Raw genomic sequence first — 25,058 nt, forward strand, 5'->3', positions numbered from 1 at the left:
ATATGAGCTTATCTGCAAGTCTTGGCACAGATATATGACGTGAAACCATAGTTGCCGAGAGGAGGAGGCAGTCATGTCCTATCAACCGCCCGTGCAGGATTTGATGTTTTGTATTGAACACCTCTCGCATTGGGATCAGGTGTCCTCTTTGGCGGTGTATTCGGACTATGATCTGGAGGACATTGGGGCTGCTTTGGATGGTTACGCCCGGTTCTGCAGTGAACAAATCGCGCCGTTATCTCATATCGGAGATACATTGGGTGCCCAGTTCAACAACGGGCGGGTAACGATGCCTGAAGGGGATGCGCAAGCTTATGCGCAATTCGTCGAAATGGGTTGGCAGGCCCTGACCCACCCGGTTGAATACGGCGGCATGGGGCTTCCGAAAACAGTTGGCGCGGCGGCAGTCGAGATGTTGAATGCTGCCGACATGAGCTTTGGCCTGTGCCCCTTGCTGACGGACGGTGCGATTGAGGCATTACTGCTGACAGGTTCGGACGCGCAGAAAGCCACTTACTTAGAGCCGCTGATTGCCGGGCGCTGGTCCGGGACAATGAACCTGACCGAACCGCAGGCGGGCAGCGATCTGGGTCGCGTTTCGACCAAGGCGGTGCGGCGCGAGGATGGCAGCTATGGCGTGTCCGGCACCAAGATTTTCATCACATATGGCGCGCACGACCTGACTGAGAACATCATCCATCTGGTTCTGGCGCGCACGCCTGACGCGCCCGCGGGACCGAAGGGTCTGAGCCTGTTTACCGTCCCGCAGAAGATGGTCGCAGAGGATGGCTCGGTCGGGGCGGAGAATTCAGTCAACTGTGTCAGCATCGAACACAAGCTGGGCGTGCGCGCCAGCCCAACGGCGGTTCTGGAATACAAAGACGCCACGGGCTTCCTGATCGGTGAGGAAAACCGCGGGCTGGAATATATGTTCATCATGATGAACGCCGCACGCTTTTCGGTCGGTGTTCAGGGCATCGCGACATCAGAACGCGCCTATCAGCGCGCCTTGGCTTATGCGCGGGACCGGGTCCAAAGCCGCCCCGTGAATGGTCAGGCCAAGGACGCCGTGGCGATCATCGAACACCCCGACGTGCGCCGCATGTTAATGCGGATGCGCAGCCTCACCGAAGGCGGGCGCGCTATGGCGGCGGCCACAGCGGGCCTGCTGGACATCGCGCATCATCAGGATGATCCGGATATGGCCGCTCTGGCTGAGTTCATGGTTCCGCTGGTCAAGGGCTTCTGCTCGGAACGCGCGGTCGAGGTCGCCTCTCTGGGGGTTCAAATCCACGGTGGCATGGGCTTCATCGAAGAAACCGGAGCCGCACAGCACTACCGCGACGCTCGCATTCTGCCGATTTACGAGGGCACCACCGCCATTCAGGCCAACGACCTTCTGGGCCGCAAAGTCATGCGCGACGGGGGCGGGACCGCCCGCCGGTTCGCCGCCCGCATTGCGGCAACCGAGGCCGAGCTGGCAGAAGGCGATGCCACCGCGCAAGCCATCGGTGCAAGCCTTGCGCAGGCACGCGCCGCGTTTGAAGCCGCCTTGGAATGGCTATTGGAACACAGCCGCAAAGATATCGACGCCGCTTTTGCGGGCTCGGTCCCGTTCCTGATGTTGGCAGGTACGCTTGCGGCGGGTTGGAAACTGGCAAAAGGTGTCACCCCAGCGCAAGCGGCGTTGAACGATGGGCAGCACACGCAGTTCATGACTCAGAAGATCGCCACCGCGCTCTTCTTTGCGCAGCACATCCTGCCGGAATGCAGTGCCGAACACACCCGCATCTTGCACGGCGCGCGTAGCCTGCTTGATGCGACCTTCCCTGAATAATGCCTTTAAAAGGATCCGCAACATGAATGATGTCGTGAACCCCGCCACCTATGAGAACCTTGCGATTTCCGAGCGTGACAATGGCCTCTATGTCGTGACCCTGAACCGCCCGACCAAGCGCAATGCATTGGACGTGGCCACGATCGAAGAACTGATCCGCTTTTTCAGCGGCGCGCGTATGGCCGGCGTTAGGGCTGTTGTGCTGACCGGCGAGGGCGACCACTTCTGCGCAGGTCTTGATCTGGTTGAACACTGGAAGGCCGACCGCAGCCCCGATGACTTCATGCATGTCTGCCTGCGCTGGCATGAGGCATTCAACAAGATGGAGTATGGTGGCGTGCCGATCATCGCCGCCCTGAAAGGCGCGGTGGTTGGCGGAGGGCTGGAGCTTGCCAGCGCAGCCCATATCCGCGTCATCGATCCCGGCACCTATTTCGCCTTGCCCGAGGGTCAGCGCGGGATTTTCACGGGCGGAGGTGCGACCATCCGCGTCTCGGACATGATCGGCAAATACCGCATGATCGACATGATCCTGACCGGTCGCGTCTATCAGGGGCAAGGGGCTGTCGATCTGGGACTGGCGCAATACATCACTGAAGATGGCGGCAGCATGGCCAAGGCAATGGAACTGGCGGAACAGATCGCGCAGAACCTGCCTTTGACCAATTTTGCGATCTGTTCGGCGATCAGCCATTTGAACAACATGTCCGGCATGGATGCAGCTTATGCCGAAGCCGTGGTCGGCGGTGTGGTCAACACCCAGCCCGCCGCCCGCGAACGGCTAGAAGCCTTTGCTAACAAGACCGCCGCCCGCGTGCGGCCCAACAGCTAAGACAGGCGGGACCCGGATGCGTCACCATTTCGAAGCTCTTCAGAAGACACGGGCCAACCATGTGCCTTTGTCCCCTTTGTCCTTCCTGCGTCGCGCCGAATCGCTGCATGGCGCGCGCACCGCTGTTATCTATGGTGACATCCGACGAAGCTGGGCGGAAACCGCCGCCCGCATTCGCGCGGTGGCCAGTGGGTTGGTCGCACTTGGCGTGCAGAAGGGTGACACGGTCTCGGTTCTCAGTCCAAACATCCCGGAACTGTTTGAGCTGCATTTTGCCCTTCCCCTGTCCGGAGGGGTGCTGAATACGCTCAACACCCGGCTCGAGCCCGAAACCATCGCCTATATTCTGGATCATGCGGACACCAAACTGGTGATCGTGGACTGCGAACTGGTGCCGCTTTTGTCCAAAGCGTTTGATCTGCTGGGTCGCAGAATACCTGTGGTCGAAATCGCCGATCCCGCTGCCAGTGGTCAAAGCCTCGGCGGCCAGACCTATGAGGCAATGACCACATCCACCCCTTTGCCCATCGAGCTGCCCGAAGATGAGTGGGACGCGATTGCACTGAACTATACGTCTGGCACCTCGGGCCGCCCCAAGGGGGTTGTCTATCACCACCGTGGCGCTTACCTGATGGCGCTGGGTACGGGCACCGCGTGGCAGATGCCGCCCTATCCGGTCTATCTGTCCGTCGTACCGATGTTCCACTGCAATGGTTGGGGCCATCCCTGGTTGATGGCGATGCTTGGTGGGACGGTTGTCTTTACACGCATCCCCGCCGCAGACCGTATTCTGGACGCGATCCGCACCCATGGTGTGACCCATTTCGGAGCCGCCCCCATCGTTCTGCAAATGCTGGCAGAGGCCGAAAGCGACGCCGCCCCGTTTGATCCGGCAATCCGGGTGCTGACCGCCGGCGCGCCTCCGCCTCCTTCGGTTTTGGAGAAGACCCGCGCGATGGGGTTTGACGTCATGCAGGTCTATGGCCTGACCGAGACTTACGGCCACATCTCGCAATGCCTCTGGCAGGAGGAGTGGAACGATCTCAGCCCAGCGGAACAGGCTGAATTGCAGGCGCAGCAGGGCATCGCCTTCCCGATGGTCGAAGAGGTCACGGTGATCGACCGCGACGGCGGCGCGCCGATCCCGCGCGATGGTGCCAAACAAGGTGAGATCGCCATTCGGGGCAACACGGTCATGGCCGGGTACTACAAAGATGCCGAGGCGAGTTCAAACGCCTTCGAGGACGGCTGGTTCTGGTCCGGCGACGGAGCTGTGATGCATGAAAACGGCTACATCCAGATCCGTGACCGCCTGAAGGACGTGATCATCTCGGGCGGCGAAAACATCTCATCCGTCGAGGTCGAAGCGGTGCTGTATCGCCATGACGCGGTTCAGGCCGCCGCCGTGGTCGCAATGCCGCATGAGAAATGGGGTGAGGTCCCCTGCGCCTTTATCGAATTACGCGACGGGGCCGAGGTAACCGCTGAGGATATCATCGCTTTCTGTCGCGATCATCTGGCCGGGTTCAAAGCCCCAAAAGCAGTTGTTTTCGAGGCACTTCCGAAGACCTCGACCGGTAAAATCCAGAAATTCCAACTGCGCGGCCGCGTCAAAACACTCGGTCTTTGAGGCCGGGTACACGCTGCAGCTAAGGATCGCGGTCTAACGAGTCATGGAATCGTCGATCAGCGGTGAAGGTCGCTGATCAGAACCGCTTGACCCTAGCCCTAGCTTTGCCAATGACTGGTCTCAGCCGTAGATGCGCGCCGCTTCGATGGTCGCTGGGCAGGGCGGTCGATAAGAAAGCAATGCAGTGTAATACCCGATACGGGTCAGGACTTTTATTATCGATCCAATCGATGTTCTGGAACGTAATTAGATTAAGCTGGGATTTGGATACATGGGTCAGAACGTTCTGTTAGCCATAGTTTTTGCATTGGGCGTTGGCGGAATTGCTGGCTTTATTTTTCTATCGTCCGAAAGATCGGCAGATGCATTGCCACCCGGGGCTTATTCGGTACCAAACATGCCCGGAATGACGGTTCCCGTCGCCTATGAGCTATCAGATGAGTTGATTCCGGCGTTATTGATCGTGATCTACGAGGCCTTCGCGCAGACCCAAGAAGATACCATTTATGACCAGTTGGCAAAGGTCACGCATGGCGACGCGCTGGAGTATCTTTACCTCGAACGGGTTGGTGCGATGGAAGGGAATGGGCTGGATCAAGCGGATCAGACCATCCACGAAATCAGCCTATTGGACAGCCTCGTGACGCAAAGCGATGAGACGCTTGAGGTCGATGCAACATGGCAGGTTATTGGGACGGTCGGTCACGCTGAACACCTTCATGTACGAGGTAATACCTATTATGCCGCCTTGTCGATCTCTCCGATTGAGGGTGCATGGCGGATTACAGATTTCGACTTGCTTGAGGTCAGCCGCGACAGTGCAGGTGAGGTTTTTCAGGTTTCGGAAGAAAATCAATGATCCGCGTCGAAGACCTTAACTTTAGTTACAGTTCCGGCGCGTTTCGCTTGCGGGTGCCGCACCTATCCCTGAGGGAGGGCGAACGTTTGGCCATCGTTGGGCCAAGCGGCAGTGGAAAGACAACCCTGCTGAACCTGATCGCGGGTATTCTGACACCTGAAACAGGGTGTATCGAGGTGGCCGGAACAAATGTCTCGGGGTTGCCAAATGCGGCGCGTCGTCGGTTTCGCGCCAGTCATATCGGTTTCGTTTTTCAGGATTTTGCTCTGCTGGATTATCTGAGCGCACGGCAAAACATCCTGTATCCCTATCGCATTACACCCGCGCTCAAACTGGATTCCGCGGCGCGGACCCGGGCAGAGGCTTTGGCGGAGGCCTGTGGTATTGGTGATAAGCTGGACAGGCATCCCGAGGCCCTTAGCCAGGGGGAACAGCAACGCGTCGCCATCTGCCGTGCTTTGGTCACCCAACCCAAGCTTATTCTGTCTGACGAGGCGACCGGCAATCTGGATCCGGAAAGCAAAGGACGCATCCTGGATTTGCTGTTCGAGCAAGTCGCAAGCGCGGGGGCGACGGTTCTGGCCGTGACCCATGATCACGAACTTTTGCCGCGTTTTGAGCGAGTTATCGACTTTGCGCAATATCGCGAGGTGGCCGAGGTATGAATGCGCTCTACCTCGCCTTTTCCTATCTGCGTTATCATTGGGCGCGTAGTCTTGTGTTGGTGATTGCGACGGCGCTGATCCTGTTTGTGCCGGTTGCCACACAGATCTTGCTTTCCACAAGTCAGACATCCTTGGTCGCGCGGGGTGAGGCGACGCCACTGCTGTTGGGAAATCGTGGATCGCGGTTGGATCTGACAATGGCTGCCCTGTATTTCTCAGATGAACGCCCTGATCCCATGGCAATGCGCGAGGTGGATGTGATCTGGGACAGCAATTTGGCTCTTCCCATCCCGGTTCATACTGCGTTTTCGTCCGGCGGGTTCCGGATCGTAGGAACGACACTCGACTACTTTGAGTTCAGGGATCTGGCACTTGCAGATGGGAGGGGTCTGTCCTTTCTGGGGGAAGCGGTGATCGGGGCGCAAGTGGCCCAAGACTTGGGGAAGGGCATGGGCGATGTGTTAGTCTCCGCGCCCGAGAATCTGTTCGACCTTGATGGCGTTTACCCTCTGGAGATGCCAATTGTCGGGGTGTTGGCTCCGACCAACACGCCAGACGATCAAGCGATTTTTGTTGATATCAAAACGGCTTGGGTGATCCAAGGGATTGGGCATGGCCACGAGGATGTGGTGACCGCCGCGGATATTGCAGCTGGGACTGATGCGCTGGCGAATGCAGCTGTGGTGCAATATCAGCGTATCACGCCGGACAATATCGATAGCTTTCATTTTCATGGGGCACAGGCTGAGTTTCCAGCCACTGCTGTGATCTTAGTCCCGAATGACCGGCGGTCGGCCACGATCCTGAAAGGGCGGTATCTGGACAGCGAAAATCCCAGCCAATTGTTTGAACCGGCGCAGGTCATACAAGGGCTGGTCGATCGGATATTTCGGATCAAATCATTATTGGACGTGGTGACGGCGATCATCGCGGTAGCGGCGGTTGCCGCCGTAGGGCTGGCCGTTTTCCTTAGCTATCGGCTGCGCGCAAAAGAGATTGCGACAGCCGTCAAGTTGGGGGCCAGGCAGGGCATGGTTTTGCGTCTGCTGGCAGCCGAAACAGTCACTCTGCTGTTCATTTCAGGGTGTATCGCAGCCTTTGGTGCTGCGTTGGTTTCACGACATGCTGAGACTTGGGTGGGCTGGCTGCTCTCGCTCGGCACATGATCAGAAAGGAAAGACTATGAAACAGCATATTCTTCTGGCGGCATTGTCAGGCAGCGTTGCTGTCACACCTGCGCTTGCGCATTACGGAATGATCATCCCGAATGATCCGATGATCAGTCAGGAAGATGGTCGCAGCTTATCCTTGACCATGTCCTTCTCACATCCGTTTGAACTGGACGGGATGACACTGGAAAAACCTGCAGCCTTTACCGTCACCCATGAAGGGCAAACATCAGACATACTGAGCAGCCTTGAGGGTGCCACTGTTATGGATGAACAGGGATATACGCTCGATTTTCCGCTTGAACGCCCGGGCACTTACATCTTTGCGATGGAGCCCAAACCTTACTGGGAACCCGCTGAAGATGCTTTCATTATTCACTACACCAAAACCTATGTAACGGCTTACGGAGATGATGAGGGTTGGGATGCGGAGCTTGGTCTCAAGACCGAGATTGTGCCCCTGTCTAAACCGTTTGGTCTGTGGGAGCACAATGTCTTTCAGGGTATCGTCAAGATGGATGGCACGCCCGTACCTTATGCCGAAGTTGAGGTAGAGTTCTTCAACAATGGCGCCGGTGCAACCGCGCCGGATGAGTTGATGATCACGCAGACAGTTAAGGCAGACGCAGATGGTGTCTTTACCTATGCGGCGCCATCCGACGGTTGGTGGGGTTTTGCTGCGCTCAATACGGCGGACTATACCTTGCCTCAGGATGGTGAAGACAAGGCTGTCGAACTGGGCGCAGTTCTTTGGGTGCATTTCGAGGAATGGACAGGTCAGTGATCCGAACACTTGGTTTAGCCGCCCTATGCGCCGCTGCCCCCTTCGCCGCGGCTGCACACAAACTTGTCGTTTTCGCCTCGGTCGATTGCAAAATGGTGACGGTTGAAGCGAAGTTTTCGAACGGAAAACCCGCCCAAAAAGGTGAGGTGCGCGTACTGGATGGTCAGAATGCTTTGCTGCAGACCCTTTCGGTTGACAGTGATGGCATGGCGCATATCCCCCTCAGCAGTGTTGATCATTCAACCGGTCTGGTGATCGAGGTTGATACCGGAGGCCACGATAACTACTGGATTGTCACGCCCGAAGATATCGCGCGGAAATGCGGGAGTTGATCATGAAAAGGATGCTCACGTGTGGTGCGCTGATGGTTCTGGGCCTGCTGATGGCCACGTTTGCGACTGCACAAGAACGGTCAAAAATTGTAGCAGTTAACTACCCGTTGCAGTATTTCGCCGAGCGCCTTTTAGAGGATGCCGCAGATGTGGTGTTTCCCGTACCTGCGGATGTCGATCCTTCGTTTTGGCGGCCCTCTATCGCCGATATCAGCATGATGCAATCGGCAGACCTGATCCTGCTGAACGGTGCCGCCTTTGCCACTTGGATTGATCGCGTGTCTCTGCCGCGATCCCGGTTGGTCAACACCTCTGCCGCGCTTGAGGACCGCTTCATCGCTATTGAAAGTATCACCCACAGCCATGGTGAGGGTGGAGAACACTCGCATGAGGGATTAGCATCCTACATCTGGCTTGACCCAACTTTGGCGATTACTCAGGCGGAGGCAATTGCGAAGGCCGCAACTCAGCGTGCGCTTGCCCCGCCTGAAGAGATTGCTGCCCGGCTCGATACACTCCGCGCTGAATTGCTGGCGTTGGATCAAACAGCCCAATCGCTGCTTGCGGGCGGCACAAATGTCACTCTGATCGCGACGCATCCAAGGTATCAGTATTTCGGTCGCCGCTACGGTCTGGAAATCGCATCGCTTGAGTGGGAGGCTGGGGCCGCTCCAAATTCGGAGCAATTGGCCGAATTGCTTGATCTCAAACAACAGACAAGTGCAGAGGTATTGATCTGGGAAGCAGATCCACCAATGGCAGCGTTGAGAGCTGTGGAAGAGCTGGGGATGCAGAATGTGGTCTTCCCACCTCTTGTCCATAGGCCGGAGGGTGCAGATTTCGTAAACAGCTACGAAGATTCGGTTCTTGCCCTATCGACGGCATTGGCGAACTGACACGCCTTTCTGCGCCTGTGCAGATGTGCGCGAGCTAGGCCTAATGACTTTCTAGCTTGGAGATATGGATTGACCGCGGCGACACTCATTCTTCCCAATCAGCTTTATGCCGATCACCCCGGATTAGTCGACGCTTCGACGCGTGTGATCTTGTTTGAGGATCCCCTGTTCTTTGGCGACGCGCAGTACCCGGCAAAGATGCACAAGCAAAAGCTTTGGTTGCATCGTGCAAGCATGTCCCGATACCACCGCAACCTGCTGGATAAAGGCCTGAATGCCGAAATCTTTTCTTATGAAATGCGAACAGATGCGTGCGGTCTCTTGTTCCACGGGCTGTCGCAGGACGGTGTCAGTTCGGTTGTGATGGCTGACCCGGTAGATTTCATTGCAGAGAAGCGCCTGCAAAAGGCCGCGCTTCATGCGGGTATCACGCTTGAAATTCGTCCATCTCCCGGTTTTCTGAATACTAAGGCAGACAATGAAATTTGGCGAAGTGGTCACAAACGCTGGTTCATGGCCGACTTCTATAAGCATCAGCGGCGCCGACTGGGTGTTTTGATGGATGGCGATGAACCAATCGGTGGACAATGGAGCTTTGACCACGACAACCGCAAGAAAGTTCCCAAAGCCCTTCTGGGCTGTTTACCTGGGATCGACTGGCCGGAACATGGCGCGCTGGATCACGCTGCAAGGGATAGTATAAACGCAGATTTTCCAAACGCTTATGGTTCACTGGACAGGCTGTATTACCCGACATCTCATATGGCCGCCGAGATTTGGTTGAACCAATTTCTCGAGCGCCGTTTTGATCGGTTCGGCGACTATGAAGATGCAATTGTCGAAGGCGAAAGCTGGCTCTGGCACGCGGTCCTGACGCCCGCGCTAAACATCGGGTTGTTAACCCCAAAACAAGTAATCGACGCAACGGTTGATTATGCGCAATTCCGAGACGTTCCGCTCAATTCCATAGAAGGTTTTGTCCGTCAGATCATTGGTTGGCGAGAGTTTATGCGTGCCACTTATGAAGACCTTGGCGTACGTATGCGGACGACCAACCATTGGGGACACAGCCGAAGGATGCCGACAGCGTTTTATGATGGCACAACAGGGATAGGCCCAATCGACGATACCATCACGAGGGTTCTTCACACCGGATATTGCCATCACATTGAACGGCTGATGGTTTTGGGTGGGTTTATGTTTCTGTGTGAAATTGATCCAGACGACGTGTACCGCTGGTTCATGGAGATGTTCTTGGACAGCTACGATTGGGTCATGGTCCCAAATACATATGCTATGAGCCAACACGCAGATGGCGGGCTTATCACGACCAAACCTTATTTCTGTGGCTCAAACTACATCCGCAAAATGAGCCATTGGGCCAAAGGGCCTTGGTCAGAGGCCTGGGATGCCCTGTATTGGCGGTTCATAATCAAGCATCAGGACAATCTCGGGCGAAATCCACGCTGGGCTATGATGTGCCGAACTGCGGCTCGAATGAAGCCAGAGAGAAGAAATCGATACGTTGCGACTGCGGATGCCTTTCTTGCGCGCCTATGCTGATCCAGTCTTAACTTCGCTTCTACCACCCATTCTATGCGTTCCGATGTCGGCGTGCGCATTCTGGCTTTCAACTCGTGTGCAACCATGGCTTGGCATTTGAGGGCGGAAGGGGCGTTTGGCCCAGAATGTGATCAGACGCTTTTTCCCCCACCATGATCGAGGGTGCGTTCAGGTTCCCGTTGGTAATACGCGGAAAGATCGAGCTGTCGGCAACGCGTAGCCCGTCCACACCGATGACGCGGCATTCTGGGTCCACCACGGCTGTTTTGTCGTCCGCCCGGCCCATCTTGCAGGTGCCGCAAGGGTGATAAGCGCTTTCGGCATGTTCGCGGATGAAACCGTCCAGATCGTTATCGGATTGCAGCGCCGCGCCGGGCTGGATTTCAGATTTCACAAAGGGTTTGAACGCATCCTGCGCGAAAATCTCGCGGGTCATGCGGATGCATCTGCGGAAATCGATCCAGTCCTGTTCGGTGCTCATGTAGTTGAACCGGATTTCTGGCGCAGCCAACGGGTCCGCCGATTGCAGCTGAATCGACCCGCGCGACGGCGACCGCATGGGGCCGACATGGGCCTGAAACCCATGACCTTCGGCAGCGGCTTTACCGTCATACCGTACTGCCATGGGCAAGAAGTGATACTGCACATCCGGGTAGGTTTTTGACGGGTCAGACCGCAAAAACGCGGCCGATTCAAACTGGTTCGACGCCCCAAGACCCTTTTTGAAAAACAGCCATTGCGCCCCGATCACTGCCTTGGAGAACAGGTTCCAGTGTTTGTACAGTGTGATCGGCTGCTTGCTGGCCATCTGGATATAGAGTTCCAGATGATCCTGTAGGTTCTGCCCAACCCCGGGTCGGTCGGCGACGACCTCGATCCCATGCTGTTTCAGATGCGCGGCTGGCCCAATGCCGGACAGCATCAGCAGTTTCGGAGAGTTGATGGACGAGGCCGCAACAATCACCTCTCGGTTTGCATGCAGAACCTCGGTCTTTGATCCGTCGACCACTTCGACACCAGTCGCGCGGCCGTTTTCGATCACGATCCGTTTGGCAAAGGCGCGCACAAGCTGGCAGTTCTCGCGTTTCAAAGCCGGTCGCAGATAGGCGTTCGCAGCAGACCAACGCCGACCTTTGTAGACGGTCTGCTCCATCGGGCCAAAGCCCTCTTGCTTTTCGCCGTTATAGTCCTCGGTTAACTCGTATCCGGCCTGATGACCAGCCTCGACAAAGGCGTGAAACAACGGGTTTTTTCGCGGGCCGCGCGTTACATGAAGCGGCCCGTCCGTACCTCGCCACATCGGGTCGCCCCCGTGCCCGGCGCTGTTCCAGGTTTCCATCCGTTTGAAATAGGGAAGCACGTTCTTGTAGGCCCAGCCATCAGCACCGACATCCTGCCAATGGTCATAGTCCAGCGCGTGACCGCGCACATAGACCATCCCGTTGATTGACGACGACCCACCGATGACCTTGCCGCGTGGCGTCGCCAAACGTCGGTTGTTCAACTGTGGTTCCGGTTCGCTTTGGAACCCCCAATCGTATAGGGGCATGTTCATCGGGTAGGACAGCGCCGCGGGCATTTGAATAAACGGCCCCACATCCGAGCCGCCAAATTCGATCACCAGAACCGAATGTTTGCCATTTTCTGACAGCCGATAGGCCATCGCACACCCGGCAGAGCCTGCGCCGACGATGATGTAATCTGCATTCAGCTTGGTCATGATCAGTACGGAGCCTCAACCGGTGTCATGCGCACAAAAACCGTCTTGAGTTGGCTGTAGTGCTCGATTGCAGCCTTCGAGTTCTCGCGCCCAACGCCCGATTTCTTCATTCCGCCAAAGGGTATCTCGACGGGTGCGTCGTTGTAGGAGTTGATGAAACAGGTGCCCGCATCCAAGCGGTCAATCACCCGATGCGCGCGCGTCAGGTCCGAAGTGAACACACCCGCTGCCAGCCCCAATTCGGTGTCGTTAGCACGGGTGATCATCTCGTCTTCGGTTTCGAACTCAAGTATCGACATGACCGGGCCGAAAATCTCTTCCCGCGCGATGGTCATGTCATCTTGCACACCCGAGAAGATGACCGGTTCAATAAAGAACCCATCTCTGTCGATCTGTGCGCCGCCATAAGCGAGGGTTGCGCCTTCTGCTTTGCCTTTGGCGATGTAGCCTTCGACGATCTCAAGCTGGCGGGCCGATACCATTGGACCCATCTGGGTTTCCTCGTCCCTTGGATCGCCGATGATGATCTTTGATGTGCGCTCGATCAGGCGCTCCAGAAATCGGTCCTTGATCCCGGATTGTACAAAGACACGTGTTCCATTCGAACAGACCTGGCCGGTCGAATAGAAGTTGCCCAGCAGCGCGCCGCCAACCGCGTCTTCAAGCGACGCATCGTCAAATACGATCAAAGGAGACTTGCCGCCCAGCTCCATCGTCACATGTTTCATGCCCGCTGCCGCCGAGGCATAGACCTTGGCTCCGGTCGCAGCCGACCCCGTCAGTGAGACCTTATGAATATCAGGATGCTGGGTCAGCGCAGCGCCCACATCGCCATAGCCTTGTATGACGTTGAACAGACCGGCAGGCGCACCTGCCTCAATCAGAATCTCGGCAATTTTCAATGCGCTCAGCGGCGTGAATTCGGACGGCTTGAAGACCATCGCGTTTCCACAGGCCAGGGCAGGGGCCCCTTTCCAGCACGCGATCTGAGTGGGATAGTTCCACGCTCCGATGCCGGCACACACGCCCAGAGGGACGCGTTTTGTATAGGCCCAATCTTCACCCAGCGGGATATGTTCGCCGGTCAGGCTAGCGGCAAGCCCGCCGAAATACTCCAGTGCATCCGCGCCCGAGGTTGCATCGGCGCAGATCGTCTCCTGCAGCGGTTTGCCCGTGTCATGGGTCTCCAACCAGGACAGATCATGATTGCGCGCGCGGATCAGATCTGCGGCGCGTCGCAGAACCCGGCCCCGCTCGGTACCGGTTTGTTTGGCCCACTCAATCTGCGCTGCGCGCGCCGTTTTGACGGCAAGCTCGACAATCTCGGGTGTGGCCGAATGCAGGCGGGCGATTTCTTCGCCATTTGCCGGGAAGACGCAGGAAATCGGAGTTCCGTTTGCATCCTCGATATAGGCGCCATTCACGAAATGGCTGGCCTTTGGTTGAAAGTCCATCTTGATATTCCGTTATGTCATCGGGGCTGTTGCTCAGCACCGCTCGGACAGGTTTTTGACCAGTGAGGTGTTCGAAATCTCGCCCAGGCGCGATCCGTCGCGCATAACGATCAAAGGCGTTCCGTCATCGGGCAGAATTGACATGACGTCTTTGACGGCCATTTCTGCCGGAATCTCGCGCCCTTCCGCCTGACCGGGTGGCCCCATGACATCTTCGGCAGTCAGTACGCCCAGAGGATTCATGTGATTGACAAATTCCGTCACATACTCATTCGCGGGGTCCGTATAGATTTCCTTTGGTGTTCCGCTTTGCACGATGCGCCCACCTTCGAGGATGGCGATTTTGTCGCCCAGCTTGAAGGCTTCGTCCAGATCGTGGCTGACAAAGATGATTGTGCGTTTGAGTTTGCGCTGAAGTTCCAGCAACTCATTTTGCAGATGGTTGCGGATTAGCGGGTCCAAGGCTGAAAACGGCTCGTCCATCAACAGGATCGGCGCCTCGGTGACAAAGGCACGCGCCAGCCCAACGCGTTGCTGCATGCCACCCGACAGTTCTGAAACCTTCAGATCGGCCCATTCGGACAGACCAACAAGCTCCAGTTGTCGGTCCACGCGCTCGATGGTCTCTTTTTGCGGCGCGCCGCTCAGTTCCAGCCCAAGGCCGACATTTTCACGGACGCTGCGCCAGGGCAGCAGGCCGAATTGCTGAAACACCATCGCAACGCTGCTTTGACGGATGGATCGCAGGGTGGACGCATCTGCGCGGTTTACGTTGACCAGTGATCCTTGATGGCGCAATTGCACATCGCCGCGCACCACGGGGTTCAGGCCATTCACACTGCGCAGCAGAGTTGATTTGCCGGAACCGGACAGGCCCATCAGGACGAGAATCTCGCCCTCATCCACCGTCAGCGAGCAATCATGGACCCCCAGAACCTGACCCGTCAGATCGCGGATTTCGGCGCGGTCTTTGCCCTGATCCATCTCGGGCAAGGCGCGTTTAGGATTGTCTCCAAACACAATCGAGACATTGTCGAACTTGACTGCGGTTGTCATGGTCAGCGCTCCATTCTCAGCATGCGGTCAAGCGCGATGGCGATGACCACGATGACCAAGCCGCTTTCGAACCCAAGCGCCGTGTTGACCTGGTTCAAGGCACGTACAACCGGAACCCCCAGACCGCTGGCCCCTACCAGAGCCGCGATAACGACCATCGACAGTGACAGCATGATGGTCTGATTCAAGCCAGCCATGATTTGCGGAAAGGCCCACGGGATTTCAACTTTGACCAGCTTCTGAAACGGGGTCGCGCCAAAGGCATCTACGGCCTCGAGCAGCGATTCGGGTGTGGACGACACGCCCAGATGGGTCAGGCGGATCGGAGCGGGCAGAACGAAGATAACCGTCGCAATCAGTCCGGGCACCATGCCGATGCCAAAGAAGACGATCGCAGGGATCAGATAGACAAAGGTTGGAAGTGTCTGCATCAGGTCCAAAACTGGCCGCAAAAAGCTGAAAAATCGCGGGCGATGGGCTGCGGCAATTCCAATTGGCACGCCGATTGACATGCAGACGACACAGGCCGACAAAACCAGCGTCAGGCTTTCGGTGGTTTCTTCCCAATAGCCTTGGTTGATCACAAACAGGAAGGATAGAAACACCAACAAACTGGTCTTCCAATTGCGCTGCAAAAGATAGGAAATTGCGGTAAATGCAAGCACCGTAATCAGCGGGTTGGGGGTTTGAAGAACCCACAAAATACCGTCAATCAGCGCCTCGAGGCCCGCTGCCAGGGCGTCAAAGAAGAATGCACCCTTGTTCTGCACCCACAAAAAAATCTGTTCGAGAAACTTCCCGACCGGGATTTTCGAACCCTCTAGCCAATCCATGGTTTCCCTTTCGCATCACAAAAAATCTCCGACCCCCACGGAGAAATAAGGGCCGGAGACAGAGTTGGTTTTCAGCTGAGATCAGAGACCCAGAGCGCTTTTGACCGCGGCATTCGCGTCACCGCCATCCAGTGTTGTGACCCCGTCCAGCCAAACCTCAACAGTGTCCATATTGCCTGCGAGCCAGGCCTTGGCCGCGTCTGCCGGATCTTGACCATCTTCCAGAATGGCCGCCATGATTTCGTTTTCCATCGGCAGCGTGAACTCAAGATTGGTCAGCAACGCGCCAACGTTGGGGCATTCGGTGACATAGTCACTGCGGGTGTTGGTATAGACGTCGCCCTCGGCGCCGAACCATTCCTCACCGCCCGTCAGGTAGGTTAGCTCCATATTCGAGTTCATCGGGTGCGGTGCCCAGCCCAGGAACACCACGGGTTTGCCACGGCCGTCGATGCGCGATGCTTGCGCCAGCATGCCCTGTTCCGAGCTTTCGACCAGGTTCATCGCGGATAGACCAAACTTGTCTTCGGCAATCAGGTCCAGAACAATGCGGTTACCGTCATTGCCCGGCTCGATCCCGTAGATGGTCCCATCCAGAGCGTCGGCATGTGTGGCAATGTCGGCGAAGGTGGCAATTCCCAGATCACGACCCGCCGCATTGGTGGCCAGGGTGTACTGAGTGCCTTTCAGGTTGGCCCGCACGGTGTCGACAGTACCAGCTTCGCGGTAAGGGGCGATGTCGGCCTCCATCGTGGGCATCCAGTTGCCCAGGAAGACATCCACATCCCCCAGTTCGAGCGATTTGTAAGTCACCGGCACGGACAGGACTTTGACATCCGTCTCATAACCCAGCGCTTCAAGAATGGTTGTGGTCGTCGCTGTGGTCGCGGTGATGTCTGTCCATCCCACATCCGAAAATGTAACCTTGTCGCAGGCGGCATAAGCTGCGTTTGCGCTCAGAAGCGCCGCCAGCGCCGTTGCAGTCACTTTAAAAGACATCATGTTCTCCCGTTGGTTTCTTGTATATTTGTTGACGTATAATCAAAAAATTGATTCATTAGTCAATAATCAATTTATTTGACCCTGTTTCTATGATGAACTAGGCGCTGGATATGCCAAGAACAAAAATCAAAGACATACGCAAAAACGAGATCATCGAAGCCGCCATTGCCGAGATTGGTCGGACCGGATCAACCGATATTACGGTTGCAAAGATCGCGGATGTTGCCGGAGTGTCCAGCGGGTTGGCGCATCATTATTTTGGCAGCAAGGAACAGATCTTGATCTCGGCCATGCGGCGTATTCTGACGATCTTTGGGGCCGATGTACGCAAAGGGTTAGCGCGATCACAGTCGCCTGAACAGCGCCTGGAAGCCATTGTTATATCGTGTTTTTCCAGCCAGAACTTCCGTCCGGGGATCACCAATGCCTGGCTGAGCTTCTATGTGCAGGCGCAATATTCCAAAGACACTGAACGCCTGTTGCATATCTACTATCACAGGCTGCAATCCAATCTGAAAAGCAATCTGAAACCACTTGTCGGCACGCGGGCTGAAGAGGTTGCGGTGGCGCTGGCATCGTTGATTGATGGGCTCTACATTCGATTGTCGTTCAAGGGCGGCAACCTCAGCCCGGATGACGCAACCGATATTGCCTTAGGCTTTCTGCGTCAGAGCCTTTCAGCCACTTCCGCATAACATCATCTGTGCCTGATACGGTTATTTCCCGGTAGGTGAACTGCCAATCTATAGGCGAATGTGATCTGTTTCACGGCGTACAAAAGCGCTCTGTGATAAAGACCGGCACGCGGTGACGTTATTTTCGCGTCAGCGTTCTAAGACCAATTCAATTTAAAATTTTTGTTTTAAAGGAGTGTTAGACATGGCAGTCAACCGCCGAGAGGCCGCATTTGAAGGCCGGGTTTCCGCTGCACGCATGGCGCGTGACCGGGTGCATCCAGACCATACCGCCAATGGCGACGAGCAGAGATACGCCACTGCACATTATCCGATGAGTTTTACCAAAGGGCTTAATCATAACTCTGCGACCGGGCTTGTCGATGACAAAGGGCATTTCGAAGCGTTTCGTCAGGCCATTGATGAAGGCTGGATCGAGCCGTTCACATCCCGGGTTCCTGTACCGACCCCGCCTAGGGGAAAGGGGCGCAGAAAGTGGGAAGCACCGACCGCCGGAGTGGTCTACGACCTTGAAGGACCCGATGCGCAGGCCGTAACTATGCCGCCGGCGCCCGAACTCTGTAGCGACGAGCTGACCTTTGAAATGGCCGAAGTCTACGAGTTGGCCATTTTGCGCGATGTGTCATTTTCACAGTTTCAAACCGGTGGTGCTCAGCTGTCCAACTCCGTTGCGCGGCTGAATGCGCTTGATTTTGCCCAAGCCGGTTTCCCAGGTGGCAGAGGTCGCACGAGTGCGACAACAACAACGCTGGATGCTCAAACTGCCTTCAGAGGTTCGTCTCCAGGCTGTGATAAGGGACCGTACCTGTCACAGCTCATGTTGATTGGTACCCGCGATCAGGCTGGATCCGTTGATCTAGAGGACGGATTGATCAGCTTTGGTGCTCAGCAGGTAGACCAGCGTGTTTTGGTTGCCGCAAAAGGCGATGACTACATGAAGACATGGAAAGAGTGGCTTGATGTTCAACAGGGCTATGACGTCAATATGTGTGGCGCTGGTCAGGATTTTAGCGAGAAGAAGCGCTGCTTCATAAAAACACCGCGCGATCTGGCTACGTATGTGCACTACGACGCGCTCTATCAGGCCTATCTAAATGCTTGTCTAATCCTGCTGGGAATGGGCACGCCGTTTGATCCGGGGTTTGCAAATCTCTCGGGCATGCGCGATGTCTATGATCCTAGTTCGGGTCAGCCACAGAATGCGGGCGGGTTTGCCCTATATGGTGGTCCGCATATTCTGACTCTGGTGACCGAAGTGGCGACACGCGCGCTGAAAGCGGTTCGGTTCCAAAAGTTCAATAACCATCTGCGTCTGCGCCCTGAAGCATTGGCCGCGCGGCTCGCGAAGGCCGACGTGATCGAGCAATATCACCCCAGTCTTTGCGGGGCTTTCAGCAAGATGTGTGATGATCTGATGTCGAACAAAGGGCGCGATGGTAAATCGACCCTCGACAAGATCGCACACGGTAACCCAAGGCAGCCAAAGCAATTCAACAAAGGTAACTTTTTGCTGCCTATGGCCTTCGGTGAAGGTTCTCCGATGCATCCCGCTTATGGTGCCGGGCATGCGACCGTTGCGGGCGCCTGTGTAACAGTGCTGAAAGCCTATTTTGACACCAGCACAGTTCTGGGCAAAAACGCTGATCGCGATAGCTGTAATTGTGGCAAGGACGGGTTCTACCGTTCTATTTCTGAGGCGAGCGAATATACAACGCCGAAGAAAGGCTGTGATAAGCTTGACCGCAAGGTGGTCAAGTGCCCACTGAACCTGGAAGGTGAGCTGAACAAGCTTGCCGCTAATATCTCAATCGGGCGCAATATGGCCGGTGTGCATTATTACTCTGACTACTATGACAGCCTGCGCATGGGTGAAGAAATCGCGATTGCCATGCTCGAGGAACAGGCGATCTGCTACCCGACTGATCCCTTTGTCCTGTCGGTTCCCACGTTCGACGGTCCGGTGCGCCGGATTGGAAACCGGTAACCAGAAGAAGGTGCCCCCGTTTTTTTCGGGGGCACTGTTTCATTGGCCGATAAGTTGAAAAAACTCAACAAGTTGGCCGTTTGGGTCAGTGGTCTTGAGCAAATGTATGCCTGGTTCTTCAATAATCTCGGGTGCCTCAGCGCCTGTGTTTTGAATGCGGGTACGTAGCGTGCTTAAGTTGCCTGAACGAATATACGGGACCGCGCCGGTGCCTGCTTGGGCGTCAGGCGCGTATTTATTGCGTGACACGATCGCAAACCAACCGCCCGATATATCGAAGGCGACAAACCCCTCTAGTTGGATCATCGGATCCCGCGCGAATAGCGTGCGATAGAACGTTTCGGATTTTTGCATGTCATCGGTGTGCACATAAACACCCATGGCCAAGAGCGCCACGTCTTGTGCAGCTGAACCACCGCTGCCCGCACAGAGCATTGCAAGTGTCATAGATAGGATGTGCTTCATTCATTTATCTCCTGTATCAGGTCTGATCTGATATCTACACACCCTCTGCTGACAGCATATTGTCACCATGGTGTCAGCATGGATATCTTACCCCACAAGGAGAGTGGAATGAGACGCGGTGACAGGCTGTTTGAGATCATTGAAATTCTGCGACGAGCTAAGGTTCCGATCTCGGGTCAGGCGATTGGCGCTGAGCTTGGCGTGACCAAAAGAACCATCTATCGCGACATCGCTGCCCTGATGGCCCAGGGCGTACCAATTCAAGGCGAAGCAGGCGTTGGCTATGTGCTGGAGGCGGGCTTTCACATGCCGCCTCTAATGCTGACTTCGGACGAGATTGAAGCGGCAATTCTTGGCGCGCAATGGGTGCGAACGCGTGGCGAGCCAGAGCTGGCGCTGGCTGCGGAAAAGTTGTTGTCAAAGATCGAAACGGTCAGCCCGGCACGGTTCGAGGCGTCGTTTGCTGCCCCCATCCTAAGCGTCGCGCCCGTTGATCCTGTGTCAGAGGTCTTGTCAGCGGCTGACATTCGCAAGGCCATTCGGCAACGAGCGAAGATTTCGCTGACCTATCGTGACAGCAAGAATACTCTGACGGACCGGGTGATCTGGCCGATCCTACTGGGCTATCGGGACGCGGGCCGGATCATTGCAGCTTGGTGCGAACTTCGAGAGAGGTTTCGATACTTCAGAACCGAACTGATCGTTCAAGGACAGATTTTGTCGGACAAAGTCCCTCGTCGGATGGACCTCTTGCGGGCCGAATGGCGCGCAGCGATGGAGGCTGAGCGCAAGCGGTACACCCTGGGGTCAAGCAGTTAGCCACCGGGTGTGCACCAGGTCGAGTATGCTGACATCAATGCCTGCAACTCTTCGGGGCTGGTCGGATACCTGTCGTAGCGATGGACAGAGGGAGTGTTGGACCATTCCAACTTGTCTTCGCGCATAACCTCAAGAAAAGGTTCAAACTTGTCTGCCTCGTCCAACACGGATGTGCGCAGGTTGATCCGGTCTGTTTGGCCGACCTCGGAATAGACAAAGCAAAGGCAGGAACGGCAGTAGAAATGCCGTCGCTCAGCCGAGTGTCGCCCGCCTGTTACCAGCGCGCCGGTGCATTCAAAGCTGTCGCGCGGAAACATCGTGGTCAACGAAAATGCGCTGGCGGTGAGTTTCTGGCAGTCGGCGCAATGGCAAGCCACTGTCAGCAGGGGCGGGGCCGTGATGTTTACACGCACTGCGCCGCAAAGACACTGGCCAGTATATGGGGGTTTTGGAATGCCCATATCAAACGGTTCCTTTTTCTAGGGTGAGGGTGCCCGCTAGCGAATGGGAGAGCTGATATCCACGGCTGTTCCGGTGGGGTCGCGCAACATCAGGCGTCGCTGGCCGTAGAACAGATCGGTCGGGGGCTGGATAATCTCGGCCCCGTTTGCAATGGCTTTGCGATACAACTCCTCGACGTCGTCGACGACGAAGGTGAGGATCGCACCAGCGGGCGGCCACGCCAGAAATTCTGGAACCGACTCGTGATCTTTGTCAAGAATGCCCAGCTCGAATCCGGGCAGACCATCATCGGACAAAATGATGAACCATCCAAAATCACCGCTGCGTGTCAGGCCAAGCAGATCTTCCTAGAACGCGGCCGTCGCAGCGACATCATGGGTCAGGATGTTGGTAAAAGCTCGTTTCATCAAAAGGACCTTATGCAAATAGTTCAATCTAAATGGATTTGATCCCACCCATTAAAGGGTGGGACCGTGTATCATTCAAAAGCACTATAGGCCGTCATCACCTGACTGGAACTGGTATCTCGCAGGGCTACGATCTTCTTGTACTCGTCCGAGGTATTCCACCGTTCCAAGGTTTCGATGTCAGGGAAGCTAACAACAACGACCATGTCACCCTCGGTATCCGTACCGTTGAGTGTGGCACTCCGCATCCCTTTGAACAGGGCTTTGGCGCCGTATGGGCGGGCGATCTCTTGAGTCTTGGCCATATAGTCCCGAAATCCGGCAGGATCGGTTACTTTGATGGTCGATATCATTAGTGCAGTCATGTCAGGCGACCTCTCTGGAGCTTAGAACATTGGAAACGGCATGGGTGCGGCGCCAGGCGGGGTCGTCCTGACTGAATTTAGGGATTGCGATCGAAACAAAATCACGGTCATTCGCAACCTGGTCCAGATCGGGTGGCTGGGTGAGCAACATTCTGACAAAGCCGCCCATTGCCGCGATTGTACGTGATGTGCTGCGGAGCAAATCCGGGCGTGCAGCGACTGTTCGCTTTGCGATGGTCAAAAAACTCTCAGGCTCTCGTCCACCTAACCGTGCGACAGCGTCCGTTGGCGCGTTCACAGCAAAAGTTCCTCGCCTGTATTCTTCGCAATAAAGAGCGAGCTGCGAGGCCGCGGCTTCGGAGTAATTTGACGGGGGCATCGCTTTGAGCGCTTTCAGCATCATTCGTTCCGAGATATCCATGTACCGCACGCGACGCCCAAGTGCTTCACCAATGTCATTAGCAATCTGGTTTGGAGAGATCAGCTCGGGCCCCGTGGGTCGATAGGTTTGACCACTATGTGTTTCTGGATCCAACAAGGCAGCAACAGCGACACGCGCAATATCCTCGTTCGAGGGCGGGGCGTTTTTGCAGGTCTCTCCGTCGCCCAACGGCATCGCGAGTATCCCGAGATGGGCTGCCAGCCCAACACCCATAAGATAGTTGTCCGCAAACCATCCCGGATTGATCGTGGTCACGCTCATTTCTGGGCGCATGCCAATCAGTATGTCGCTGATATACACCTCGCGCGTGAACAGAGATGGATGATCAACGCTTGAAAGCCATTGCCCAAGTGTGACCACATGCTCGATCTTGGCTTCAAAGGCTGCCGCAGTGAAGGCAGCATTGAAGTGTAATCCGTTAGGAGCGGTCGGGGCACATTGATAGGCGCGTTGCACACCTTGCATGGCTGTGCGCAAATCGCTCATATCATACTGATTACCAACGAAAACCTCAGCGCCAGCCGCTTTCAGGCGATCTGCGCGATGATCTCTGGAACGCACAAAGGCGCGGACGCGGACACCCTTGGTAAGCAATTGAAGGGCTACGGGCAGGCCGGTTTTTCCAGCAGCACTTGTCACCAAAATCCTGGGCTGTGTTGACATTGCATCGACTCCATTCCATTCGATGGTTAAGGGAATAAAGCGGTCACTTTAAAAAATAAAGTAACGAAATCGTGAGGTAGGCAATGGCTAAGCCACGCTCGTATAAACTGCTCTGTCCAATCGCACGCGGATTGGATCGCGTAGGTGACAGATGGACGTTGTTGATCTTGCGTGACCTGCATGCCGGTCCAGCGCGATTTACCGATCTGCAAAGCGGGCTCAGCGGGATCGCTGCTAACCTGCTGACCGATCGGCTTGCCAAGCTGGTCGCAGATGGGCTGGTTGCCAGACGCGATGGCCCCCATGGTGCGATGCTGTATGAACTGACAGATTTAGGGCGCCGAACAGGCAACCTGATTTTCGAGCTGGCAATGTTTGGTGCACTGTTTCCCAATACGGGCGAAATTGTCCGTCCCGGAAACCTGCGTACAGTCGCAGTAACGCTCAATGCTGCCGCGCAACGTGTTCGCGCCGGGGATCTGAGTGTGGTGGCAAGCCTTCTTGTGGATGGCGAGGCGTTTGAACTGAAGGCCTCAGACGGATCTGCAAGTGTATCTTATGCAGCAGCAACAAACCCTGATGTCGTGCTGCACACCAGCTATGCCTCTTTGCTGGCGCTGTCAGAAGGTGAAATGACACGGCAATCATTTCTAACCGACCATTCCACGATTGAAGTAAACACAACCGGAAAGGATCAGGCTTTGCTAGAGCTTATGAGTTTGATTCTGGGCGTGTTTCAGCAACATGCTTAGTCCGCTAGTAGATCATACCCCGCAGTCAGCTAGCAGCAGCGAATGCATTCAAAGCGTCGCGCGTTTCTTCATCTACTGGAAACATCAGCTCGATATTCAGATCGGCGACCACAATGTCTTCTGCGGTGCGAAACTGGGAAAAGGTGGAAAACAGGCTGAGGCGCAAGCCACCAGCTCGATATATTGTGGGGATCACAGGTGGCAACGGTCCGGTAGGTCGCCAGGCTGCAATGGCCGGATCGGCGGCCAACCGCGCGACGGCTTCGTCCAGTTCGGATACTCCGCCGGCCTGTAAACTCTCGGAACGTAGGCGGACCATCGTATGATGGCCAACCTCTCCCCAGTTTTCGATAATGCTGGGCCCCCAATCCGGGTCGCAAATTGCTTTAAGCAAGCTATCGCCCTCGGACAGTCCAGCAACCTTCAACAACGCTCTTGCCGCTGTATTGAGATGCCGCAATCGCCAAAGCCCGTCCAGAACAATCGCGGGGTAGGGATCGTGTCTGGACAGAAGATGTGTGATTGCATCATTGATGGGTTTCAGCAAGGCGCTGTCGGGGGCTTCCTGCCTATAGAGGGCGGCAAACCCGGCCCCGTACAACAGGCGATTTCGCTCGGGTCTAGGGACATCCAGAACCTCGGACAGGTGCAGAACCATATCGCGGCTGGGTCGGGCGCGACCGGTTTCCAGAAACGAAATATGACGCGCTGAAACATCCGCGAGACCTGCCAGTTGCAGCTGGCTTAGCCCACGGGTGCTGCGCCAGCCTTTCAGCAGCGAACCGAACTGTGCCAAAAACTGTCCTCCTTCACGACTGTGCGCCACCTAAATCACAATCCTTACCTGGCAGGTAATTGCTTACATTACCTGTGCAGACTTAGATCTCAATCATCGATTAAAAAGAAAGGACATGCCATGGACCTGCAAGAGAAGCTTTTGAAGACCGGGGCCGGGTTGGTGATTTTGTTCGGCGGCGTCATCTGGATGGGGGCCCATCCCGCCATGGCTGCGGTGCCAACCTTTTTGGGCGATCTGATCTTTTGGCCGCTCGATGGCGCGCAGAGACTTACGTCCGAGGGGGCAAGACTGCTCAGCGCGATCGGCGGGGGGATCATGGTCGGTTGGGGTATCCTGCTCTGGGCGCTCGCGGGCGAGGGGATGCGCATTGCGCCTGCATTCTCAAAACGGGTCATCCTTCTATCGATCTGGACATGGTTCTGCGTCGACAGCCTGGGGTCTGTGCTGGCGGGCGCGCCGTTCAATCTGATCGGCAACCTGGTGTTCCTGGGGATGTTCACCATTCCGTTTCTGGACCGTTTCGCCTCAAAGGGTGCATCGACAGCAAAAGCCAACTAAGGGCGTTTCCAGCCG

At 56.0% G+C, this 25,058-nt stretch carries 26 protein-coding genes; 15 read left to right on the forward strand and 11 right to left on the reverse strand.

Going from position 1 to position 25,058, the window contains the following annotated elements; genetic code table 11:
* The first annotated feature begins 73 nt into the window (after positions 1-73).
* The 10 genes from ACR0JX_RS15090 (at position 74) to ACR0JX_RS15135 (ending at position 10,567) form a co-directional block, all read left to right on the forward strand.
* On the forward strand, positions 74-1,837 hold the full coding sequence (locus tag ACR0JX_RS15090) for an acyl-CoA dehydrogenase family protein (RefSeq protein WP_480544607.1): 1,764 nt from the start codon (positions 74-76) through the stop codon (positions 1,835-1,837).
* Positions 1,838-1,859: 22 nt separating this feature from the next.
* Positions 1,860-2,669, forward strand: a complete 810-nt coding sequence (dmdD, locus tag ACR0JX_RS15095; protein WP_480544608.1) for a methylthioacryloyl-CoA hydratase — start codon at positions 1,860-1,862, stop codon at positions 2,667-2,669.
* 16 nt (positions 2,670-2,685) lie between these two features.
* Positions 2,686-4,299, forward strand: a complete 1,614-nt coding sequence (locus ACR0JX_RS15100; protein ID WP_480544609.1) for an AMP-binding protein — start codon at positions 2,686-2,688, stop codon at positions 4,297-4,299.
* 271 nt (positions 4,300-4,570) lie between these two features.
* A complete protein-coding gene (locus ACR0JX_RS15105) occupies positions 4,571-5,158 on the forward strand; it encodes a hypothetical protein (protein WP_480544610.1) in 588 nt (195 codons plus the stop codon).
* Positions 5,155-5,823, forward strand: coding sequence for an ABC transporter ATP-binding protein (locus ACR0JX_RS15110; protein ID WP_480544611.1), 669 nt, complete (start codon positions 5,155-5,157; stop codon positions 5,821-5,823). Before ACR0JX_RS15105 ends, ACR0JX_RS15110 begins: the two co-directional genes overlap by 4 nt.
* Positions 5,820-6,989, forward strand: a complete 1,170-nt coding sequence (locus tag ACR0JX_RS15115; RefSeq protein ID WP_480544612.1) for an ABC transporter permease — start codon at positions 5,820-5,822, stop codon at positions 6,987-6,989. Before ACR0JX_RS15110 ends, ACR0JX_RS15115 begins: the two co-directional genes overlap by 4 nt.
* A gap of 16 nt (positions 6,990-7,005) precedes the next feature.
* Positions 7,006-7,776, forward strand: coding sequence for a DUF4198 domain-containing protein (locus ACR0JX_RS15120; protein ID WP_480544613.1), 771 nt, complete (start codon positions 7,006-7,008; stop codon positions 7,774-7,776).
* On the forward strand, positions 7,773-8,108 hold the full coding sequence (locus ACR0JX_RS15125; protein WP_480544614.1) for a hypothetical protein: 336 nt from the start codon (positions 7,773-7,775) through the stop codon (positions 8,106-8,108). The genes ACR0JX_RS15120 and ACR0JX_RS15125 overlap by 4 nt, the downstream gene beginning before the upstream one ends.
* Before the next feature lie 2 nt (positions 8,109-8,110).
* On the forward strand, positions 8,111-9,004 hold the full coding sequence (locus ACR0JX_RS15130) for a metal ABC transporter substrate-binding protein (protein ID WP_480544615.1): 894 nt from the start codon (positions 8,111-8,113) through the stop codon (positions 9,002-9,004).
* 69 nt (positions 9,005-9,073) lie between these two features.
* The gene (locus ACR0JX_RS15135; RefSeq protein ID WP_480544616.1) at positions 9,074-10,567 is read left to right on the forward strand and encodes a cryptochrome/photolyase family protein; all 1,494 of its coding nucleotides are present in this window, start codon (positions 9,074-9,076) and stop codon (positions 10,565-10,567) included.
* Between the two features lie 67 nt (positions 10,568-10,634).
* Here the strand turns inward: ACR0JX_RS15135 and betA are convergent, their stop codons facing one another.
* The 5 genes from betA to choX form a co-directional block, all read right to left on the reverse strand.
* The gene (gene betA, locus ACR0JX_RS15140; RefSeq protein ID WP_480544775.1) at positions 10,635-12,278 is read right to left on the reverse strand and encodes a choline dehydrogenase; all 1,644 of its coding nucleotides are present in this window, start codon (positions 12,276-12,278) and stop codon (positions 10,635-10,637) included.
* A gap of 11 nt (positions 12,279-12,289) precedes the next feature.
* A complete protein-coding gene (gene betB / locus ACR0JX_RS15145) occupies positions 12,290-13,741 on the reverse strand; it encodes a betaine-aldehyde dehydrogenase (protein WP_480544617.1) in 1,452 nt (483 codons plus the stop codon).
* Between the two features lie 33 nt (positions 13,742-13,774).
* Positions 13,775-14,797 (reverse strand): choline ABC transporter ATP-binding protein, encoded by a 1,023-nt coding sequence (choV, locus tag ACR0JX_RS15150; RefSeq protein ID WP_480544618.1) that lies wholly within the window; start codon positions 14,795-14,797, stop codon positions 13,775-13,777.
* Positions 14,798-14,799: 2 nt separating this feature from the next.
* Entirely contained in the window at positions 14,800-15,630 is an 831-nt protein-coding gene (gene choW / locus ACR0JX_RS15155; protein WP_480544619.1) for a choline ABC transporter permease subunit, read from the reverse strand.
* A gap of 81 nt (positions 15,631-15,711) precedes the next feature.
* Positions 15,712-16,629: a choline ABC transporter substrate-binding protein gene (gene choX, locus ACR0JX_RS15160; protein WP_480544620.1), complete on the reverse strand. Its 918-nt coding sequence runs from the start codon at positions 16,627-16,629 to the stop codon at positions 15,712-15,714.
* A gap of 113 nt (positions 16,630-16,742) precedes the next feature.
* On the opposite strand from choX, the gene betI reads away from it, so the two are divergent.
* Positions 16,743-17,327, forward strand: coding sequence for a choline-binding transcriptional repressor BetI (betI, locus tag ACR0JX_RS15165; RefSeq protein WP_480544621.1), 585 nt, complete (start codon positions 16,743-16,745; stop codon positions 17,325-17,327).
* A 184-nt stretch (positions 17,328-17,511) separates the two neighbouring features.
* Entirely contained in the window at positions 17,512-19,311 is a 1,800-nt protein-coding gene (locus ACR0JX_RS15170) for a vanadium-dependent haloperoxidase (RefSeq protein WP_480544622.1), read from the forward strand.
* Positions 19,312-19,350: 39 nt separating this feature from the next.
* Here ACR0JX_RS15170 and ACR0JX_RS15175 read toward each other — a convergent pair whose 3' ends face one another.
* Complete coding sequence (locus tag ACR0JX_RS15175) at positions 19,351-19,776, reverse strand: VOC family protein (RefSeq protein WP_480544623.1); 426 nt, start codon at positions 19,774-19,776, stop codon at positions 19,351-19,353.
* A 108-nt stretch (positions 19,777-19,884) separates the two neighbouring features.
* On the opposite strand from ACR0JX_RS15175, the gene ACR0JX_RS15180 reads away from it, so the two are divergent.
* Positions 19,885-20,595 (forward strand): helix-turn-helix transcriptional regulator, encoded by a 711-nt coding sequence (locus ACR0JX_RS15180; protein WP_480544624.1) that lies wholly within the window; start codon positions 19,885-19,887, stop codon positions 20,593-20,595.
* Here ACR0JX_RS15180 and ACR0JX_RS15185 read toward each other — a convergent pair.
* From ACR0JX_RS15185 to ACR0JX_RS15200, 4 genes are all read right to left on the reverse strand, one after another.
* Positions 20,592-21,056, reverse strand: coding sequence for a GFA family protein (locus tag ACR0JX_RS15185; protein ID WP_480544625.1), 465 nt, complete (start codon positions 21,054-21,056; stop codon positions 20,592-20,594). The two genes, ACR0JX_RS15180 and ACR0JX_RS15185, sit on opposite strands and share 4 nt — an antisense overlap.
* A gap of 36 nt (positions 21,057-21,092) precedes the next feature.
* The gene (locus ACR0JX_RS15190; protein ID WP_480544626.1) at positions 21,093-21,353 is read right to left on the reverse strand and encodes a VOC family protein; all 261 of its coding nucleotides are present in this window, start codon (positions 21,351-21,353) and stop codon (positions 21,093-21,095) included.
* 182 nt (positions 21,354-21,535) lie between these two features.
* The gene (locus ACR0JX_RS15195; protein ID WP_480544627.1) at positions 21,536-21,829 is read right to left on the reverse strand and encodes a DUF1330 domain-containing protein; all 294 of its coding nucleotides are present in this window, start codon (positions 21,827-21,829) and stop codon (positions 21,536-21,538) included.
* Position 21,830: 1 nt separating this feature from the next.
* Positions 21,831-22,934, reverse strand: coding sequence for an NmrA family NAD(P)-binding protein (locus ACR0JX_RS15200; RefSeq protein WP_480544628.1), 1,104 nt, complete (start codon positions 22,932-22,934; stop codon positions 21,831-21,833).
* An 83-nt stretch (positions 22,935-23,017) separates the two neighbouring features.
* On the opposite strand from ACR0JX_RS15200, the gene ACR0JX_RS15205 reads away from it, so the two are divergent.
* On the forward strand, positions 23,018-23,686 hold the full coding sequence (locus ACR0JX_RS15205) for a winged helix-turn-helix transcriptional regulator (RefSeq protein ID WP_480544629.1): 669 nt from the start codon (positions 23,018-23,020) through the stop codon (positions 23,684-23,686).
* Positions 23,687-23,711: 25 nt separating this feature from the next.
* On the opposite strand, the gene ACR0JX_RS15210 is transcribed toward ACR0JX_RS15205, so the two are convergent.
* Entirely contained in the window at positions 23,712-24,482 is a 771-nt protein-coding gene (locus ACR0JX_RS15210; protein WP_480544630.1) for a helix-turn-helix domain-containing protein, read from the reverse strand.
* A gap of 120 nt (positions 24,483-24,602) precedes the next feature.
* On the opposite strand from ACR0JX_RS15210, the gene ACR0JX_RS15215 reads away from it, so the two are divergent.
* Entirely contained in the window at positions 24,603-25,043 is a 441-nt protein-coding gene (locus ACR0JX_RS15215; protein ID WP_480544632.1) for a hypothetical protein, read from the forward strand.
* Positions 25,044-25,058 lie beyond the last annotated feature (15 nt).

Source organism: Ruegeria sp. AH7 (assembly GCF_056541325.1).

Coding starts and splice junctions, on each gene's coding strand:
- ACR0JX_RS15090 (WP_480544607.1), top strand. CDS start 74: ATGTCCTATCAACCGCCCGTGCAGGATTTGATGTTTTGTATTGAACAC.
- dmdD (WP_480544608.1), top strand. CDS start 1,860: ATGAATGATGTCGTGAACCCCGCCACCTATGAGAACCTTGCGATTTCC.
- ACR0JX_RS15100 (WP_480544609.1), top strand. CDS start 2,686: ATGCGTCACCATTTCGAAGCTCTTCAGAAGACACGGGCCAACCATGTG.
- ACR0JX_RS15105 (WP_480544610.1), top strand. CDS start 4,571: ATGGGTCAGAACGTTCTGTTAGCCATAGTTTTTGCATTGGGCGTTGGC.
- ACR0JX_RS15110 (WP_480544611.1), top strand. CDS start 5,155: ATGATCCGCGTCGAAGACCTTAACTTTAGTTACAGTTCCGGCGCGTTT.
- ACR0JX_RS15115 (WP_480544612.1), top strand. CDS start 5,820: ATGAATGCGCTCTACCTCGCCTTTTCCTATCTGCGTTATCATTGGGCG.
- ACR0JX_RS15120 (WP_480544613.1), top strand. CDS start 7,006: ATGAAACAGCATATTCTTCTGGCGGCATTGTCAGGCAGCGTTGCTGTC.
- ACR0JX_RS15130 (WP_480544615.1), top strand. CDS start 8,111: ATGAAAAGGATGCTCACGTGTGGTGCGCTGATGGTTCTGGGCCTGCTG.
- betB (WP_480544617.1), bottom strand. CDS start 13,741: ATGGACTTTCAACCAAAGGCCAGCCATTTCGTGAATGGCGCCTATATC.
- choV (WP_480544618.1), bottom strand. CDS start 14,797: ATGACAACCGCAGTCAAGTTCGACAATGTCTCGATTGTGTTTGGAGAC.
- choW (WP_480544619.1), bottom strand. CDS start 15,630: ATGGATTGGCTAGAGGGTTCGAAAATCCCGGTCGGGAAGTTTCTCGAA.
- choX (WP_480544620.1), bottom strand. CDS start 16,629: ATGTCTTTTAAAGTGACTGCAACGGCGCTGGCGGCGCTTCTGAGCGCA.
- betI (WP_480544621.1), top strand. CDS start 16,743: ATGCCAAGAACAAAAATCAAAGACATACGCAAAAACGAGATCATCGAA.
- ACR0JX_RS15170 (WP_480544622.1), top strand. CDS start 17,512: ATGGCAGTCAACCGCCGAGAGGCCGCATTTGAAGGCCGGGTTTCCGCT.
- ACR0JX_RS15175 (WP_480544623.1), bottom strand. CDS start 19,776: ATGAAGCACATCCTATCTATGACACTTGCAATGCTCTGTGCGGGCAGC.
- ACR0JX_RS15180 (WP_480544624.1), top strand. CDS start 19,885: ATGAGACGCGGTGACAGGCTGTTTGAGATCATTGAAATTCTGCGACGA.
- ACR0JX_RS15185 (WP_480544625.1), bottom strand. CDS start 21,056: ATGGGCATTCCAAAACCCCCATATACTGGCCAGTGTCTTTGCGGCGCA.
- ACR0JX_RS15195 (WP_480544627.1), bottom strand. CDS start 21,829: ATGACTGCACTAATGATATCGACCATCAAAGTAACCGATCCTGCCGGA.
- ACR0JX_RS15200 (WP_480544628.1), bottom strand. CDS start 22,934: ATGTCAACACAGCCCAGGATTTTGGTGACAAGTGCTGCTGGAAAAACC.
- ACR0JX_RS15205 (WP_480544629.1), top strand. CDS start 23,018: ATGGCTAAGCCACGCTCGTATAAACTGCTCTGTCCAATCGCACGCGGA.
- ACR0JX_RS15215 (WP_480544632.1), top strand. CDS start 24,603: ATGGACCTGCAAGAGAAGCTTTTGAAGACCGGGGCCGGGTTGGTGATT.